Annotated in this window: 16 protein-coding genes; 11 read left to right on the forward strand and 5 right to left on the reverse strand. The window is 57.9% G+C overall.

Annotated features, from left to right (window positions below):
• The first annotated feature begins 24 nt into the window (after window positions 1-24).
• From C7H09_RS00260 to C7H09_RS00280, 5 genes are all read left to right on the forward strand, one after another.
• On the forward strand, window positions 25-459 hold the full coding sequence (locus C7H09_RS00260) for a flagellar protein FlaG (RefSeq protein ID WP_106760686.1): 435 nt from the start codon (window positions 25-27) through the stop codon (window positions 457-459).
• A gap of 325 nt (window positions 460-784) precedes the next feature.
• Window positions 785-2,758 (forward strand): flagellar filament capping protein FliD, encoded by a 1,974-nt coding sequence (gene fliD / locus C7H09_RS00265; protein WP_106760687.1) that lies wholly within the window; start codon window positions 785-787, stop codon window positions 2,756-2,758.
• A 34-nt stretch (window positions 2,759-2,792) separates the two neighbouring features.
• Window positions 2,793-3,194, forward strand: coding sequence for a flagellar export chaperone FliS (gene fliS, locus C7H09_RS00270; RefSeq protein ID WP_106760688.1), 402 nt, complete (start codon window positions 2,793-2,795; stop codon window positions 3,192-3,194).
• A gap of 318 nt (window positions 3,195-3,512) precedes the next feature.
• Window positions 3,513-4,724 (forward strand): argininosuccinate synthase, encoded by a 1,212-nt coding sequence (locus tag C7H09_RS00275; protein ID WP_106760689.1) that lies wholly within the window; start codon window positions 3,513-3,515, stop codon window positions 4,722-4,724.
• A gap of 100 nt (window positions 4,725-4,824) precedes the next feature.
• Complete coding sequence (locus tag C7H09_RS00280) at window positions 4,825-5,877, forward strand: AraC family transcriptional regulator (RefSeq protein ID WP_106760690.1); 1,053 nt, start codon at window positions 4,825-4,827, stop codon at window positions 5,875-5,877.
• Between the two features lie 236 nt (window positions 5,878-6,113).
• Here the strand turns inward: C7H09_RS00280 and C7H09_RS00285 are convergent, their stop codons facing one another.
• Window positions 6,114-7,085 (reverse strand): response regulator, encoded by a 972-nt coding sequence (locus tag C7H09_RS00285; RefSeq protein ID WP_106760691.1) that lies wholly within the window; start codon window positions 7,083-7,085, stop codon window positions 6,114-6,116.
• 132 nt (window positions 7,086-7,217) lie between these two features.
• Here C7H09_RS00285 and C7H09_RS00290 point away from each other — a divergent pair, with 132 nt between their 5' ends.
• Together C7H09_RS00290 and C7H09_RS00295 are read left to right on the forward strand one after the other, a co-directional pair.
• A complete protein-coding gene (locus C7H09_RS00290) occupies window positions 7,218-7,700 on the forward strand; it encodes a YajQ family cyclic di-GMP-binding protein (protein WP_106760692.1) in 483 nt (160 codons plus the stop codon).
• Between the two features lie 33 nt (window positions 7,701-7,733).
• Complete coding sequence (locus tag C7H09_RS00295; RefSeq protein WP_420844153.1) at window positions 7,734-9,086, forward strand: AmpG family muropeptide MFS transporter; 1,353 nt, start codon at window positions 7,734-7,736, stop codon at window positions 9,084-9,086.
• 61 nt (window positions 9,087-9,147) lie between these two features.
• Here C7H09_RS00295 and C7H09_RS00300 read toward each other — a convergent pair whose 3' ends face one another.
• Window positions 9,148-10,602 (reverse strand): protein adenylyltransferase SelO, encoded by a 1,455-nt coding sequence (locus C7H09_RS00300; protein WP_106760693.1) that lies wholly within the window; start codon window positions 10,600-10,602, stop codon window positions 9,148-9,150.
• Window positions 10,603-10,626: 24 nt separating this feature from the next.
• Entirely contained in the window at window positions 10,627-11,400 is a 774-nt protein-coding gene (locus tag C7H09_RS00305; RefSeq protein ID WP_106760694.1) for a TrmH family RNA methyltransferase, read from the reverse strand.
• 181 nt (window positions 11,401-11,581) lie between these two features.
• On the opposite strand from C7H09_RS00305, the gene rlmE reads away from it, so the two are divergent.
• Window positions 11,582-12,208, forward strand: coding sequence for a 23S rRNA (uridine(2552)-2'-O)-methyltransferase RlmE (gene rlmE / locus C7H09_RS00310; protein WP_106760766.1), 627 nt, complete (start codon window positions 11,582-11,584; stop codon window positions 12,206-12,208).
• Between the two features lie 69 nt (window positions 12,209-12,277).
• Here the strand turns inward: rlmE and C7H09_RS00315 are convergent, their stop codons facing one another.
• Both C7H09_RS00315 and C7H09_RS00320 read right to left on the reverse strand, forming a co-directional pair.
• Window positions 12,278-13,222: a bile acid:sodium symporter family protein gene (locus C7H09_RS00315; RefSeq protein ID WP_106760695.1), complete on the reverse strand. Its 945-nt coding sequence runs from the start codon at window positions 13,220-13,222 to the stop codon at window positions 12,278-12,280.
• A 239-nt stretch (window positions 13,223-13,461) separates the two neighbouring features.
• Window positions 13,462-13,899, reverse strand: coding sequence for a VOC family protein (locus C7H09_RS00320; RefSeq protein WP_106760696.1), 438 nt, complete (start codon window positions 13,897-13,899; stop codon window positions 13,462-13,464).
• 63 nt (window positions 13,900-13,962) lie between these two features.
• Between C7H09_RS00320 and C7H09_RS00325 the strand changes: the two genes are divergently transcribed.
• The 3 genes from C7H09_RS00325 (at window position 13,963) to C7H09_RS00335 (ending at window position 16,754) form a co-directional block, all read left to right on the forward strand.
• Complete coding sequence (locus tag C7H09_RS00325; RefSeq protein ID WP_106760697.1) at window positions 13,963-14,910, forward strand: DUF1853 family protein; 948 nt, start codon at window positions 13,963-13,965, stop codon at window positions 14,908-14,910.
• A 76-nt stretch (window positions 14,911-14,986) separates the two neighbouring features.
• On the forward strand, window positions 14,987-16,408 hold the full coding sequence (locus tag C7H09_RS00330; protein WP_240616461.1) for a hypothetical protein: 1,422 nt from the start codon (window positions 14,987-14,989) through the stop codon (window positions 16,406-16,408).
• Window positions 16,380-16,754: a hypothetical protein gene (locus tag C7H09_RS00335; RefSeq protein WP_106760699.1), complete on the forward strand. Its 375-nt coding sequence runs from the start codon at window positions 16,380-16,382 to the stop codon at window positions 16,752-16,754. Before C7H09_RS00330 ends, C7H09_RS00335 begins: the two co-directional genes overlap by 29 nt.
• Window positions 16,755-16,766 lie beyond the last annotated feature (12 nt).

The raw sequence follows: 16,766 nt of genomic DNA on the forward strand, positions 1-16,766 counted from the left end.
TTAGAAGAATAGCGAGGTAAAGCTATGAATGACGTTAACCTGAATAACCCGGATCTCAAGCTTGTGCGCCCTGGTGCCCAGGCTCCGGCTAGGGCACTGTCGTCATCTCAGGCCGAGGGCGGAAAAGCCCCTGACCTTGCTGCTTCAGGTTCGAATGCTTCAGCCGTTCAGAGTCCGCAGGCAGCCGTTGAGGCGTCCAGAGCTGATAAGCTCCAGGCGCGCTCGGATACCCAGCGGGAAGAGTTGAATGGTGCGGTAAGCCAGTTGAACGATTTCGTGCAGAATGTGCAGCGCGATCTTCAGTTTGAGGTAGATAACGAGATGGGGCAAACCATTGTAAAGGTGGTTGATCAGAGAACCCAGGAAGTTATTCGCCAGATTCCTGATGAAGTGGCAATGAGGTTGGCAGAAAAATTGCAGCAGGATGAACCGCTGACGTTGTTTAACATTAAAGTGTAAATACTTGCCGCTTTTAAAGCGGATGTCACTCAACGGTATTTCAGCACCGCCGCGCCCACATCGGGTTCGGCGGTGTTTGTGGTTATGGGCGGTGGTTTTCCCCTCTCCCCCGACCCCTCTCCCGCAAGGGGAGAGGGGAGAAAACCCTGGTGAGGGGGAGTAGTAGGAGCCCCTCTCCCCTGGAGGGAGAGGGGTTGGGGAGAGGGGGTAGGAGTCACCCGTTTACCGCCCGTTACAAATCAGCGCTACAATTAAGGCAAAGTTTTGCCGCTTGCGGCCGATAAAGGTTTCAGTGAGTGATTCGCCCCCTTAAGGAGGCATGGTTATGGCTAGTATTTCTTCATTAGGCATCGGTTCCGGGATTCTGAACTCGGATCTTGTAGATCAGTTGGTGGCTGCAGAACGCGCGCCCACGGAAAATCGCCTGGATACGCGGGCCCAGAGGGCCGAGCTGCTGATTTCTGCTTACGGCACTTTGAAGGGCGCAATCACCGAGCTGCGTTTACCAATGCGGCAGTTGAGTGCGCCGGATAACCTGAAAGCGTTTTCAGCCACATCGTCCAGTGAGGATGTATCGGTTACGGTTGATAGCGGCAAGGCGAGCCGTGGTACCTACAATGTTAACGTGCTTGCACTCGCTCAGGCCCAATCTCTGGCTTCAGGAACTTTTGCTGACCGGGATACAACCTCTGTTGGTACCGGCACCTTTACCATTTCAGCCGGGGATAAGTCGGCCAGCCTGACGATTGACGGAACCAATAATACCCTGCAAGGGCTGGCAAACGAGATTAATGACGCCGGAATTGGTGTGACTGCAGGCGTGATCGACACGGGTAGCGGCTTTCGGCTGGTTCTGTCGTCGGAACAAACCGGCGAAGCCAACGCGATCTCGGTTTCGGTTACCGATGACGATAGCAATAACGATGATGGGGTTGGCTTGTCCCAGTTTGTGTTCAACGACACAACCCAGAACCTTCAGGAAACCGTGGCTGCCAAGAATGCGAGGGTGGAAGTTAACGGAATCGAGATATCCCGCCCCACCAACTCATTCAGCGACGTTATCGACGGGTTGAGCTTTGAAGCCAAGGCAGAGGGGGTTACATCTACCATCAAGGTAGAGCAGGACTTCGGTGCGGTTGCAGATCGCGTGGGGGCGTTTGTTGAGAAGTTCAATGCGCTGCAGAACACCATAAAAGGGCTCTCAGGTTTTAACGCGGATACCGGGCAGGGGGGCATTCTATCTGGTGATACTGCCATTCGCTCTATTCAGGCACAAATGCGCAATGTGCTTGGGCGTGTTGTACCCGGGCTTGAGAACGCCAGCATCCGTACATTGGCCGATGTGGGCATTACTACGGATTATGAGACCGGTGGCCTGGCGTTTGATCGCGCCAAGTTTGAAGAACAGCTCAAGAATAACCCGGATGACGTAACCGCGCTGTTTGCCGAGCAGGGCAGAACCACCAGTGCAGATGTGGAGTTTCTGTCTTCGGGAAGCGCGACCAGCCGTGGTAATTACGCCATCGATATTACCCAGGAGGCTACTCAGGGTGGAGTTGTTGGTGATTCTGCACTGGCCGCTGGCGTGGTTATTAACGACACCAATGATGAGATTGAGTTTACGGTTGATGGTTCTACCAACTTCACGATTCAGTTATCCCAGCAAACGTATGCCACGGCGGATGAGCTTGTTGCCGAGATTCAGAACCAGATCGATAGCAATTCTGCGTTGAATGCCGCGGGCCAGTCGGTTCGCGTGGCGCTGGACAGTAGTGGCGCTCTGCAGTTCACATCCGGTGCTTTTGGCAGTAAATCCAACGTTAGTATTTTGTCTGTTGAAGACGGATCTGCTCTGGGGCTTTCTGCCAAAACCGGTACCCTGGGTAAGGATGTGGCTGGCACCGTGAACGGTCAGGAGGCGACAGGCGATGGCCGTGTATTAACGGTGACTGGCGCTGGCGGTGCCAAGGGAATGCAGCTGCAAATAGCGGGTTACACCTCCGGTGATCTTGGTCGAGTTAACTACATTGAAGGTATCGGCGAGCAGGCCGTGAATCTGGTAACGGATATCGTTGGTGCAGGTGGCGTGCTTGATACCAAGGCCGAGAGCCTGACCCGGGACCTTGAGCGGATTCAGGACGAGCGCATCCGGCTTGATGACCGGATTGCCGCCTATCGGGAGCGCCTGGTAAAGCAGTTTACCGCTGCGGACTCTCTGATTGCGCAGCTGAACAACACCGGCGACTACCTGACTCAGCAGCTGGCCGCGTTGGCGCCACAGAACAACAGTAATCGATAGCAGGGCTGCCAGCCCGGCAACGAAGAGGTTAATTATGAACGGATTACAGGCTTACCAGCGGGTAAATACCCAAACCAGTATTACAGACGCTGATCCTCATAAGCTGATCCAGCTGTTGTTCAATGGTGCGCTGGAGCGAATCAATATGGCCAAGGCCAGAATGCAGGCCAATGATATTGAAGGTAAAGGGCGCCTTATTGGCAAGGCCATTGAGATAATCGGTGGTCTTCGCAGCTTTCTTGATTTTGAAAAGGGAGGAGAGCTTGCTGAGCGTCTTGAAGGGCTTTATGAGTATATGGAACGAACGCTATTTGAAGCGAACGTGAAAAACGATCCGGACAAACTGGATGAAGTTGCGGATTTATTGCGCTCGGTAAAAGAAGGCTGGGACGGCATTCGGGAGGAAGTCGTAGGCCAGTCTGCGCAGGTGGGGTGATTGCAGGGGCGTTATTAACTTCTCCCCCCTCTCCCCCGGCCCCTCTCCCTCCAGGGGAGAGGGGAGTATAAAGGCAGCCCTTCGAGACTGGTGCCCTGAAAGCCCCTCTCCCCTGGCCCTTCTCCCTCAAGGGGAGAGGGGAGTATAAAGGCAGCCCTTCGAGACTGGTGCCCTAAAAGCCCCTCTCCCCTGGAGGGAGAGGGGTTGGGGAGAGGGGGGGGGCAGTAGTGCGCCCACACATAGCCATTCCCCCCGCCATCCCGTACAATATTGCCCTTCTTTTCAATACATCCATTCTGTTCAGTCTGGAGCACACAGATGTCTGATATCAAAAAGGTGGTGCTGGCCTACTCCGGCGGCCTGGATACTTCCGTTATTGTTCGGTGGTTGCAGGATACCTACAACTGCGAAGTGGTTACATTCACCGCCGACATTGGCCAGGGCGAGGAAGTGGAGCCGGCGCGTGCCAAGGCGGAGGCCCTGGGCGTTAAGGAAATCTACATTGAGGATCTGCGCGAGGAGTTTGTGCGCGATTACGTGTTCCCGATGTTCCGCGCCAACACCATCTACGAAGGCGAGTATCTGCTGGGTACATCCATTGCGCGCCCGCTGATTGCCAAGCGCCTGGTGGAAATCGCTAACGAAACCGGTGCCGATGCCATTTCCCATGGTGCCACGGGTAAAGGCAACGACCAGGTTCGTTTCGAGCTGGGCGCCTACGCGTTGAAGCCGGGTGTAAAAGTGATTGCCCCCTGGCGTGAGTGGGATCTGAACTCCCGCGAGAAGCTGCTGAAGTACTGTGAAGACCGCAACATCCCGGTGGAAATGAAGAAGGGCAAGAGCCCCTATTCCATGGACGCTAACCTGCTACACATCTCTTACGAAGGTATGAACCTGGAAGATCCCTGGGCGGAGGCTGAAGAGGATATGTGGCGCTGGAGCGTGTCGCCGGAAGCAGCACCGGATACGCCCACCTATGTGGAGCTGACCTACAAGAAGGGCGACATTGTGGCCATCGACGGCCAGGACATGAAGCCGCATGTGGTTCTGGAAACCCTGAACAAGCTGGCGGGCGAGAACGGCATCGGTCGCCTGGACATTGTTGAGAACCGCTATGTGGGCATGAAGTCCCGCGGCTGCTACGAAACCCCGGGCGGCACCATCATGCTGCGGGCCCACCGCGCCATCGAATCCATCACCCTGGATCGCGAAGTGGCTCACCTGAAAGACAGCCTGATGCCGCGCTACGCCGACGTTATCTACAACGGCTACTGGTGGTCACCGGAGCGTGAAGCCTTGCAGGCGCTGATCGACAACACCCAGGAGTACGTGAACGGTACCGTTCGCCTGAAGCTGTACAAAGGCAATGTGGACGTGGTTGGCCGGAAGTCTGAGGATTCCCTGTTCGACGAGAAGATCGCGACGTTCGAGGAAGACCAGGGCGCCTACGACCAGAAAGACGCCGAAGGCTTTATCAAGCTGAATGCGCTGCGCTTGCGCATTGCGGCGGGTAAGGGGCGCAAGCTTTAAGGTCTCAGGGAACTACCCCCCATACCCCGAAACGCCCGGCCCAATCGCCGGGCGTTTTTGTTTATACTGGCCTACTCCATCCATAACGAAAGCCGTCTACATGAGTGTTCTCGGAACTGCTTCTGTCGCCGCCCTGCGTCAATATGCCCGCTACGCGGATGCCCTGGGCATGCCAACGGCGGAGCTTCTTGGCCGCGCAGGCCTTGCCCCGGATATTCTCAATTCTAACGACGGCCGCGTGAACGGTGAGCAATTCCAGACTTTCATCCGCGCGTTGGCCGAAACCACCAGCAATCCCATTCTGGGCCTGGAAACCGGCGATTATGTGCAGCCCGGCTCTTACAGTGTGTTGGGCTACATCACCATGAGTTGCGCCACCCTGGGCGAGGCGGTGGCGCGCATTGCGCCTTTCGAGAAGCTGGTGGGGGATATGGGCACCACTGCGTTGCAGATGAAAGGTGAAGAAATTGCGCTGGTGTGGCACTGCAATTTTCAGGATGCGGTGGTTCGCCCGCAGGTGGTGGACAATGTGTTTGCTTCCTGGATCAATTACGCCCGCTGGCTGGCGGACGTTCCGCAGGCGGCGCCGTCGAGTGTGCGCCTGCAGCGGCCTTCGCCAGGCGTGGAGTATGAAAAGGCGTATGCGGAACGCTGGGGCTGCCCGGTAACCTTTGGCGCCGGTGAAGATGCCGTGATTCTGCCACAGAGCCTGCTTGCCACCCGCCTGCGCCAGCCAGACCCGTTGCTTCGCAAAACCCTGGAAGCCCACGCATTATCCCAACTGGCCATGCTGGATTCAGATACCGACCTGACCAGCCAGGTAAAGCAGAGTATCCAGAAACAGCTGACCGAAGGAATCACCCGGCAGGATATGATTGCCGAAGATCTGGGTATGACCAGCCGAACCCTGCAGCGCAAGCTCAGCCAGGAAGGCGTGTCGTATCAGAAGCTATTGGATGAGGTGCGCCAGCAAATGGCCGAGGATTACCTGCGCAATACGGCCATGGCAATTCCGGACATCGCCTTGCGGCTGGGGTACAGCGAAACCACGTCTTTCCACCGCAAATTCAAAGCCGCCACCGGCCAAACCCCGGGAGACTTTCGCAAGCAGAGCCGGAAAAGGAGCAGGGGTCTGTCCCCACACGGGGACTGACCCCTGAACCACAAATAAAAAAGCCAGCTCCTGGGAGCTGGCTCGAAATATGTCGGAAAGAACGAAAGTGCCTGAAAAATTCGTTAATCCTGTGGAGAGCATCCATACGGCGGCGGAGGTACTACGCGGCTCCTCCGCCATGGGTGGATACTGCTTCATTCCACGCTCTTAGAATACGATCGTCAGGCCACCAAGTCTGTTTGTGATCTGTGTCGCCGTGTTACGGATTGTTGGGTTCAGGCACTTTCCGGTTCGCTTGGCGTACTTTCTGTAAAGCGCCGGGTTTCGTAGGCATCGATCAGGGCTTGTACCGCACAACGTTCCACTTCCTGCACAGACGGCGTGCCGTGTTGGGCGTCTGATTTACACAGCGCCATGCCCGCTTCCACCGATATGAAACCTGCCGTGGTTTTCAGGGCTTTGTGGTTGATGCCATCGAATATCCGGCGAAACGCTTTGGGGCTGCAGTGATCGCTGTCAGGGAAGTAAGAGACAATGGCAAACTGGTTGTCGCCCACCCGGCACAGGGTGTCGATAGGGCGTATAAGCGAGCTCAGCCGGCGGGCGATTCCCACCGAAAGCTCAGCCATAATGCTTCGCGGATGCTGGCGTTTTAAATCCTGCCAGTTGCGGATACCGCACATCACGTACGCGGTTGCGCCTCCCCGGGACTCGGCGTGGCGCAGGGTTTTCTGCAGGCGCTGGCGGGCGTATTTGTTGTTGGTCAGGCCGGTTTCCAGATCGATGATGTTGCTGGACTCCAGTTCCCGGTTGTTTTCCACCAACAGAGCATTGGCCCGCAGCAGGGTGTTTTGCCGGTCGGCCATGCGATCGGCTGCGAACACCCGCGGAATCAGCTGTTTGGTCATGTCCGATTTGTAGATGAAGTCGTCCACGCCGCGGTCGAAGGCTTCTGCCAGCGCTTCCACGCTTTCCCGGGCAGTGAGCAGAATCACGTAGGTGTAGTGGTTATTCTGCTCGTCTTGCTGGCGTACCTGGTCGGTGAGTTGCAGGCCGTCCATTTCCGGCATCAGCCAGTCTGCAATCAGTACGCTTACGGGGCGTTGCTCCATCAGGCGCAGAGCGGCGTCGGCATTGTTGGCAACCCGTATGTCGCGGTATCCGGCATTTTTCAGGGTGCGGCCGACCACCATACTGCTGAACTTGGCGTCGTCTACTACAAGAATGGAAAGATCCAGGTTAGGCATGGTTTGTCTACTTGTTACCGGTCCATTGTCAGATGCGGTTCGTTGCGGCTCTTGGTATTCTTGGCGGCTTCAAACATCTTTAAACACTATGGCGGCCAGTATACCCCCCGGCAGCTTAGGAGAATAACGACTATGCCTTCTTTTGACATTGTTTCTGAAATCGAGATGCACGAAGTGACCAACGCGGTGGATCAGGCCAAACGTGAGCTGGGCAATCGCTGGGACTTCAAGAATGTAGAAGCGGACATCGAGCTGGAAGACAAGCGCCTGACGGTGAGTGCCGAGCAGGAGTTTCAGCTGGAGCAACTGGTGGATATGCTGCGGATGGCCTTCGCCAAGCGCAATATCGATTCCCGCGCTTTGTCGGAAGACGGCGACAGCAAGGCGGGTAAACTGGTGAAGCAGCACTTTACCCTGAAGCAGGGCATTGAAACCGATATGGCCAAGAAGATCGTCAAGCTGATCAAGGATCAGAAGATGAAAGTGCAGGCCAGCATCCAGGGTGACAAGGTGCGGGTTACCGGCAAGAAGCGGGACGACCTGCAACAGGCCATCGCCATGCTGCGCGAAGCCGAACTGGAAATTCCGCTGCAGTACAACAATTTCCGCGACTGACCGGGAGTAGCGCTTATCCTGCCTGCCAACGCGTTGCCCCTGATCCGGGATACCGTCTACACCTACACCCGCTGGCAGGTGATTGCCATGCTGTTTCTCGGGTTTTCTGCCGGCCTGCCGTTTTTGCTGGTATTTTCCACGCTGAACGCGCGCCTGGCGGATGTTGGGGTGGATACTGCCACCATCGGCTTTTTCAGCTGGCTGGGGATTACCTATTCCATCAAGGTGTTCTGGGCGCCGGTGGTGGATCGCCTGCGGTTGCCGGTGCTGGATGCTTTGTTCGGCAAGCGCCGAAGCTGGATATTGCTGGCCCAGGCTGGCATTGCCACGGGGCTCTTTCTGATGGCCAGTGTGGATGCCCTGGCCGCCCCGGAAACCCTGGCGCTGTGCGGTTTGCTGGTGGCTTTCTCCTCGGCCACGCAGGATGTGGCCATTGATGCCTATCGCATTGAAATCGCGCAGGAGCGTTTGCAGGCGGCGTTGGCGGCGACCTACATTTTCGGGTACCGGTTAGCGCTGTTGGTGGCCGGTGCCGGAGCTTTGTATCTGGCGGAGTTCTGGTCCTGGCAGGTGTCGTATCAGGTAATGGCGGCGCTGGTGGGGGTGGGTGCGCTTACAGTTCTGGTGATTCGGGAGCCGGAGGTTAACCACTTCGCAGCGGCGGAAGATATTGCCGGGCAGGTTGAAGAAGAAGCTCGCAAGCGTGGCCACTTGCCCCGGGGCCTGGCCCGTTTCACCGGGTGGTTCTATGCCGCAGTGGCCGGGCCCTTTGTGGATTTTTTCCGGCGCTATCGGGAACTGGCTGTGGTGATTCTGCTGCTGGTGGCGGTTTACCGGATTTCTGACATTGCCATGGGCGTGATGGCCAACCCTTTCTACCTGGATTTCATGGGCTTTAGCAAAACCCAGGTTGCCGATGTTACCAAGGTGTTCGGCTTTTTCATGACCATTGTCGGGTCTATGGTGGGCGGTGTGCTGGTGGTGCGTTACGGCGTGCGGCGGATTCTGCTGGCAGGTGCGATCATGACCGCTGGCACTAACCTGCTGTTTGTATTGCTGGCGCAGCAACCGCCAAACCTTGCGACTTTGGCGGTGGTGGTCAGTGCCGACAACCTGAGCGGCGGCATTGCCAACGTGGCGCTGATTGCCTGGCTCTCCAGCATGACCAGCGCATCTTTCACAGCCACCCAGTATGCGCTGTTCAGCTCCCTGATGACCTTGCCCGGCAAATTCCTGGGCGGCTTCTCCGGCATGGTGGTGGCGGGCTTCGGCTACGCCGAATTCTTCCTCATCGCCGGCCTGATGGGCATCCCCGCCATCCTCCTCGTACTCTACCTGATGCGCAACGGCGCCCGCCTCGACAGCCTCGCCCCCGCCAAAAACTAACGTTGGGGTCAGACCCCGATACATTTAACCCGGTCAAATGTACCGGGGTCTGACCCCAACTTCAGGACGAGCAGCTGATGTTCAGGTGTTTGCCCCAGTCTGGGGGCAAGGCGGCGTAATGGTCGAATTCCGGTTGTTCGTCGAAGGGGTTGGCCAGAACCCGCAACAGTTCATGCATGGGCTGATAGTCGCCGTTCTGGGCTTCAACGATGACTTGCTGGGCCAGGTAGTTGCGCAGGATGTATTTCGGGTTGGTGCGGCGCATGGCGTGTTCGCGGGCATCGTGGGCGCGGGTTTCCTGCTGCAGTCGGGCTTCGTACCGTTGCAGCCATTCGTCGGCCACGCTGCGGTCGACAAACAGATCCCGAACCGGTGCGCTGCCATGACTGTGCAGATTCGACAGCCCACGGAAGAATCGGGTGTAGTCGATGTGGTGTTCATGCAGCATGCTGAAGGTGTCCATGATCAGCGACATGTCACTGTCATCCGGCTCATCCAGCCCGAGCTTTGCCCGCATCAGATCTCTGAAATGGTTGTTGTAGGCGTTTTCGTACACCTGCAGGCACTCGCGAACGGTATCTTCCTCCATGACCGGTAACAGGGCGGTGGCCAGGTATTGGCAGTTGATGAAGCCCATTTGGGGCTGCCGGTTGTAGGCGTACCGGCCCTGATGATCGGAGTGGTTGCAGATAAAACCGGCATCGAAGTCGTCGAGGAAGGCGTAGGGGCCGTAGTCGAAGGTGTCGCCAATGATCGACATGTTGTCGCTGTTCATCACGCCGTGGCAGAACCCGACCGCCTGCCATTTTGCGATCAGCCGGGCAGTGCGCTCCACCACCTCTTCAAACCAGCGGCGGTGGCGCTGTTCTTCCGGCAGGCTGATCAGGTGTGGGAAGTGCAGGGCAATGACGTGTTCCAGCAAGCTCTTGAGAGTTTCAGGCCCTTCGTGATGAGCGGCGAATTCGAAATGGCCAAAGCGTATGTGGCTGTTGGCCACGCGCATCAGAGCGGCGGCCGTTTCGATGGATTCCCTCCGTACCGGGTCTTTGGCGCTGATCATGAACAGTGCCCGGGTGGTGGGAATGCCCAGCCCGTGCATGGCTTCGCTGCACAGGTATTCACGAACAGTGGAACGCAGCACGGCCCGGCCGTCGCCGAAGCGGGAGTAGGGCGTGGTGCCAGCGCCTTTCAGGTGCCAGTCCCAACGCTTGCCATCGGGCCCCAGTGTTTCCCAGAGCAAAAGCCCCCGGCCATCGCCCAATTCAGGATTATAGACACCGAACTGGTGGCCGGTGTACTTCATCGCTACCGGATCCATACCCTCCAGCAGTTCGGCACCGGCGCCAATGGCGGCCCAGTCGTTTTCATTCTGAACATGAAATCCCATCTGCGCTGCCAGAGTATGGTTAAAGCACACCATGCGCGGCTTGCTCAGAGGCGTGGGTTGCACTCGTGTATAGAAGCTGGCGGGCAACTCAAGATAGCGGTGTTCAATACTGAAGGTTGTCTCGCTCATAGTCACCTTTCACATCTTTTGGGGTCAGACCCCGGTACATTTGCCGGGGTGAAATGTCTTGGGGTCAGACCCCAAACGGTTGAGTTCGTAGGTGGACATGTTTACGGCGGAAGCCAGGTTCAGGGATTCGATGGCGGCGGCGCCGGGGATGGTGTAGGCAGTTGCGCCAAGTTCATTCAGAGCATCGGCAGGCACGCCTCGGGCTTCGTTGCCGAACAGGTAGCATTCGTGGTCAGCGAAGCCGGGGCTGGCGATGGGGTGGCCGCCAAGGTCCAGGCAGGCGATGCGGGAGTATCGCTCGGCCAGCGAATCCAGGGGCACATCGATTTCCAGCGGTACGTGGAAAATGGCGCCCATGCTGGCCCGAACCACTTTGGGGTTGTAAGGGTCGACGCTGCCGGGGCTGAGCAAACAACGCAGGCCGCCAAACCAGGCCAGGGTGCGCAGAATGGTGCCGAGATTGCCCGGGTCCTGTACTTCGTGTAGGTAGATGGCCTTTTCCGCCGGGTTCGGCTGTTGTGTGGAGGCTTTCGGCAATGGCACCACCGCCAGAATACCCTGTGGGGTTTTGGTATCGGCCAGCAGGGCCATTTGCCGCTCACTAACCACTTGCACCGGCCAGGGGCTGGGCCAGTCTTTGAAGGCGTCTGTTACCAGCAGGCGGGCCTGTTGCCAGTGTGGGTTGGTTCTCGCAGCCTTTTCCAGCTCTAAAACCAGATGCTCACCCTCCACCAGAAAGTGCCCGAGGGCCTGGCGATATTTTTTCTGGTGCAGTTTTTTGATGTCGTCCAGTTTCACAGTGGTTCCCGGGCCCTTGCTGGCTTGGTGAAAATTGTGCCGCCTATTGTACGGGTGGCCTGTGGTGTTGTCAGTGGCCAGGAGCCTTCGGGATATCTACCGCGCAGACTCCTGGTATTTTGCCGCCTGTGGCCGGGCGGCGTACAATGCCGGGTTTTCCGCAGTTCAGAGATGCAACCCCATGGCCCGTTCAAAAAGCAGTAACCGCTGGCTCGAAGAGCACGTAAACGACCCCTTTGTGAAGCAGGCCCAGCAGGATGGCTATCGCTCCCGTGCCAGTTACAAGCTGTTGGAGATCAACACCAAAGACAAGCTGATCCAGCCCACCATGCTGGTGGTGGACCTGGGCTCTGCACCCGGCGGCTGGTCGCAGGTGGCGGCCAAGTTGGTTGGCCACAAGGGCCGGGTAGTGGCTTCAGACATTCTGCCGATGGATCCGATTGCCGGTGTGGAGTTTATTCAGGGCGATTTCACCGAACAGGACGTGTTCGATCAGATTATGACCACTCTCGATGGCGCTTTGGCGGATGTGGTGGTGTCTGATATGGCGCCCAACATCAGTGGTGTGAATGTGGCGGACCAGGCTGCCTCCATGTATCTGGTTGAGTTGGCGCTGGATATGGCGTGCCAGGTGCTGAAGCCCAAGGGCAGTTTCGTTGCCAAGGTATTTCATGGGGAAGGTTACGACGAGTACGTGAAGGCGGTACGCGACGTGTTCGAAAAAGTTGTGGTGCGCAAGCCGGACTCCTCCCGTGCCCGTTCGCGGGAGGTGTACCTGGTCGGCAAGGGCTTCAAGGGGCCTCACTAACATTTGGGGTCAGACCCCGATACATTTGGAGTGGTCAAATGTACCGGGGTCTGACCCCAAGGGGTTGCTTTAGCTTTCGGCTATGGCTGGTTTGGCGGTGCTTTCTTCTGGCTGGCGCCGTGACCAGTAGCCAGCAAGGATAGAGCCGGAGATATTGTGCCAGACAGAGAACAAGGTGCCCGGGATGGCTGCGACCGGTGTGAAGAACTTCATTGCCAGAGCGGTGGCCAGGCCGGAGTTCTGCAGGCCTACTTCAAAGGCGATGGTGCGACAGATGGCGGGCTCGAATCCGAATAGCCGTGCCAGGCCGTAACCGAGCCCCAGCCCAAGTCCGTTGTGAAGTACCACCGCCACAGCGATGGCAACACCCTGAGCTGCCAAATTGTCTTTGTTCAGTGCAACCACAATTGCCACGATGGTAACAATGGCGGCCATGGATACCAGCGGCAGAATGGCTTCGATGCGTTTTATTGCAGGGCGTGCCAGGGTGTTGATGGCCACGCCGATGGCGACCGGCACCAGAACAATCTTGACCAGGCTGAGCAACATGGCGGTAACAGGTACGTCCACCGCTTTGCCCGCAAGCAGGCCGGTTAGGATGGGCGTTAGCACAACGCCAAGCAGGGTGGAGATTGCCGTCATGGAGATGGACAGTGCAACGTCGCCTTTGGCGAGATACGCCATCACATTCGACGATGTGCCACCTGCAACGCTGCCCACCAGCACCATGCCAACGGTTTGTTCCGCAGTGAACCCCATCACCAGGCTGATCGCCAGTGCCAGAATGGGCATAACGGAGAACTGTAATACGACGCCAAGGCTGATGGCACCCTTACGACGGGCAACGTTGACGAAGTCGGCTGGCGTAAGGGTCAGGCCCATGGCCAGCATGATAATCGTCAGTAGAGGCACGATCGTGCTCTTCAAGTCTACAAACAGCGCAGGCTGCAGGTAAGCAAGCACCGAAAAAACGATGGCCCAGAGAGGAAACAGCTGGGTAATTCTGGCAATCATGAACGTGATCCTGGCAAGAGATGTGTGGGTTTTTTGCCCCGTAAAGCCCGGGAGTACTGGATCACAGCCACTCACAGAACGGGGCCTGGATACTTAACACCAGTGCTTTTGGCCCTGCCGTCATCCGAAATGAGAACCTATACTATCTTTCTCGCCGGTGATTGACCAATTAGACGTTGGGGTCAGACCCCGATACATTTGGGTTGGTCAAATGTACCGGGGTCTGACCCCGGGTGGGGCTACCAGCTTCCTTCGTTTTGCATGCTTGCCCAGGGTTCCTTGGCCGGTAGTGCTTCGCCTTTCTGTAGCAGTTCAATGGAAATCCCGTCTGGCGTGCGGATAAAGGCCATGTGGCCGTCCCGTGGCGGGCGGTTGATGGTGATGCCGTTCGCCTGTAGCTTTTCGCATAAGGCGTAGATATCGTCTACCCGGTAGGCAAGATGCCCGAAGTTGCGGCCGCCGGTGTATTCTTCCGGATCCCAGTTGTAGGTCAGTTCGATCATCGGTGCTTTGTCTTCCCGGGCACGGGCCTGGTCTTCAGGGGCTGCCAGAAAGACCAGGGTGAAACGGCCTTTGTCATTGCTTTTTCGGCTGATTTCAATCATGCCCAGCAGGTTGAAAAAATGGAGGGTTTCGTCCAGGTTGCTCACGCGGATCATGGTGTGCAGGTATTGCATTGTATTGGCCTCCCGAAATGGGCTTGGGGTGGTTTGGCCTACAGTTTACGGTATTCTTCGGCTATGACTACTCACCCGATCACTGAGACGTTGCTGCGCTTTCAGACTCCGGCGGTTCGCCATCTGGCGTGGTTGTGCCTGGCGCCGCCGTTGCTGCAGCACCCGGACAGCTTTGATCCTGCCAGCTATCTGCCGGAAAACACGCTGGCGCGGTTGCTGCGTTGGGATGCTAATCCGGAGCTTGTGCCCGAGCGCCTGCGGGAACCGGCTGAGCGGCGTTTGGGCCACTATTTCGAGCGCCTGTATGAAGTGCTTCTTACGGAATTGCTGGGTTGGGACATGGTGCTTCAGAACCTGCAAATCCGGTGGGAAGGGCGCACGCTGGGTGAACTGGATTTTCTGGTTCGAAACCGGCAAACAGGCCGTCTGGAACATCATGAGATTGCCATCAAGTTCTATCTGGGTGTCGTACTGGCGGGGGATATACGCTGGTATGGCCCCAATGCCCGGGACCGGCTGGATTTGAAGACTGACCGTTTGCTGAATCACCAGCGTACCTTGAGCCTGCGGCCGGAAACCCGTGCCCGGCTGGCAAGCCTCGGCATTCGGGAAACGGTCACTCCGAAAGTGTTTATGCCCGGCTACCTTTTTTATCCGGCCAACCGGCGCCCGGTGGCAGCGCCCGAACAGGTGGCTTCCGCGCACTTTCGCGGGCGCTGGCTTTATCATCGGGACCTGCCTTCCGATAGCGGCATCGGCCACTGGGTACCACTCCACAAGCCACACTGGATTGGCCCCTGGCAGCAAACTCAGGCCCCTGTATCGGATAACGCCAGGGAGTCGCTGGAACAGGTGGCCGTTCGGCAGGTGCCCCGACTTTTTGCGGAACTGGCTCCGGCTGCATCGGGTGATGCATGGGTGGAAGTGGATCGGGTGTTCGTGGTTCCCGGGGCCTGGCCGGAACCCGAGCGCGCCCGCCATCTGGTGGCGGATTCCGGTAACCTGCGTTAACACTTGTCAGGGCGCTGTTCCGGTTCTAGACTGGCTCCCTCACAAAAAAGTGCATCAGGACGATGCTGGAACAACCATGGAAGGAGCTGATCGGATGGATGACTGGCAAGGCTGTCTGTCTCCGGAATGTCAGTCCGCCTTGTTGCTGGCGCGGGATAACGTGCGCCACCGGGGTGGCTCTGTCATTACTGTCGAAGATTTTATGTTGGCATTGCTCGATGCCATTTCTGAGATCCCCCCTTTTTTACGGCGCCACAGTGTCGATTTCGATGAACTGGTGCGCACCATTCAGGGCGAACAGCCCAGGGTTCCCGAGATCGCTGGCGACGGAGATCTCTCTTCGCAACTGATCTATTGGATTGCCGCAGCCCGTGAATCCAGCGGCAAGGGATGGCTGGGTTGGCCGGCCCTGTTCCGCTCATTGGTGGCGGGTTGTGAGCGGCTTCAGGATAAGGCCTATGTGGCGGTACTGGAATTGGTCAGCCATTGGCCGGAAACAGCCGAAATGCTGCCTGGGCAGGGGCGCCCCGATCCGGTTGTGCCGATTGCGCTGGTGGATCCGGCCTGGCTGGCGCTGTCGGAAAATGTGGCGGTTGCCCTGGCAGCAAACCCCAGGCTGATGCTTTGGGTTCGGGGCTCTGAGGGTAGCGGAAAGACTGCCTGGCTGAACTCGTTGCTGAGTACTCTGGGGCTCCCCTGGGTTCAGGTTGACCCCAGGCGGGAAGCTGAAATTCTGGCCAACGACCATGCCACCCTGCCAACAGCCGAAATGGAAGCTCTCCGGTGGCCGGTGCTGGTGCTCGACAACACCTTGCCGTCTGAATTGCTTGCTGCGTTGTCGAACCCGGCGGATGTCGTTCGCGAGCTGGTTACCGGTTGGGCCGGGCCGATATTGATGGCAGGCCGCAACGCCCCGGAGGAGGCAGACGCGGTGGCCGCGTTGTCCCGGGCAGCGGGCCGAACGCCGGAGGTGCTGGCCATACCACCGGCCAGCCGGAATCAGCGGCTTGCGATTCTGGCTGCACACCAGCCTGCCATCGAGAAACGCTGGAATGTTCAGCTGTCTCCGGAGGTCATGGCCTACGCTGCATCGTGCACAGGCTCGGGGGTGGCCACACCAGGTGCTATGCTGGAATGGGTGAAAAAGGCCTGTGCGCGCATGGACTTGTTTGCCCGCAGGGGGCCGCTTGAGGCCCTGAGTCTTCAGGGGCAGCGCGAGTGCTGGCAGCGCCGGTCACTGGTGGCCCTGGCCAGGGGAGATGCTATCGGCGAGCCGGAGCCATCGACGGCTGAATTGAGTATTCATGAGGCCGCCATGAACGTGCACTGGCACGAACGCCAGCGGGCAGGCACGCTGCGGCGGCTGTTGGTGGAAGATTTGCGTGCCGAACGGGAGCAATGGGTTGCAGCAAGGCCCGGCGCGGTTCACTATGTGCGACATTGTGGACAACAGCATGGAGAGTGCTTGGGTGCAGGATCTGGAAATTTATGTTCGTGACCTTGAGCCGGGGTCTGTATCGGACTGGCTGGAAAGCCAGCTAGATGAAGTGCAGCTGGATGACGCCGATGTGGCCCGCGTGGTGAAAGGGCAGGGCAGATACGGCAGTGCGGGCATTCGTATTACGCTTTACCCAGGAGCCTCCGGCAAACGTTTTACGTCGATTCTGCTAGAGGGTGAAAGCCTGCCCTGGAGTTCGGATCTGGCTTGCGCCAGAAGCGCCTGGCGAGCTATGGATACTGAAATCCGCTGCAGCCCCGGCGAGTGGAAAGAGGGCGACCCGGTGGAAGACGATAAGTGGTGGCGGCTCGACCACCGGGGTGAGCAGCTGGTGGTCTGGAGCTGAGCGACGTGTCAG

Source organism: Marinobacter fuscus (genome assembly GCF_003007675.1).
GTDB classification, from domain to species: domain Bacteria; phylum Pseudomonadota; class Gammaproteobacteria; order Pseudomonadales; family Oleiphilaceae; genus Marinobacter; species Marinobacter fuscus.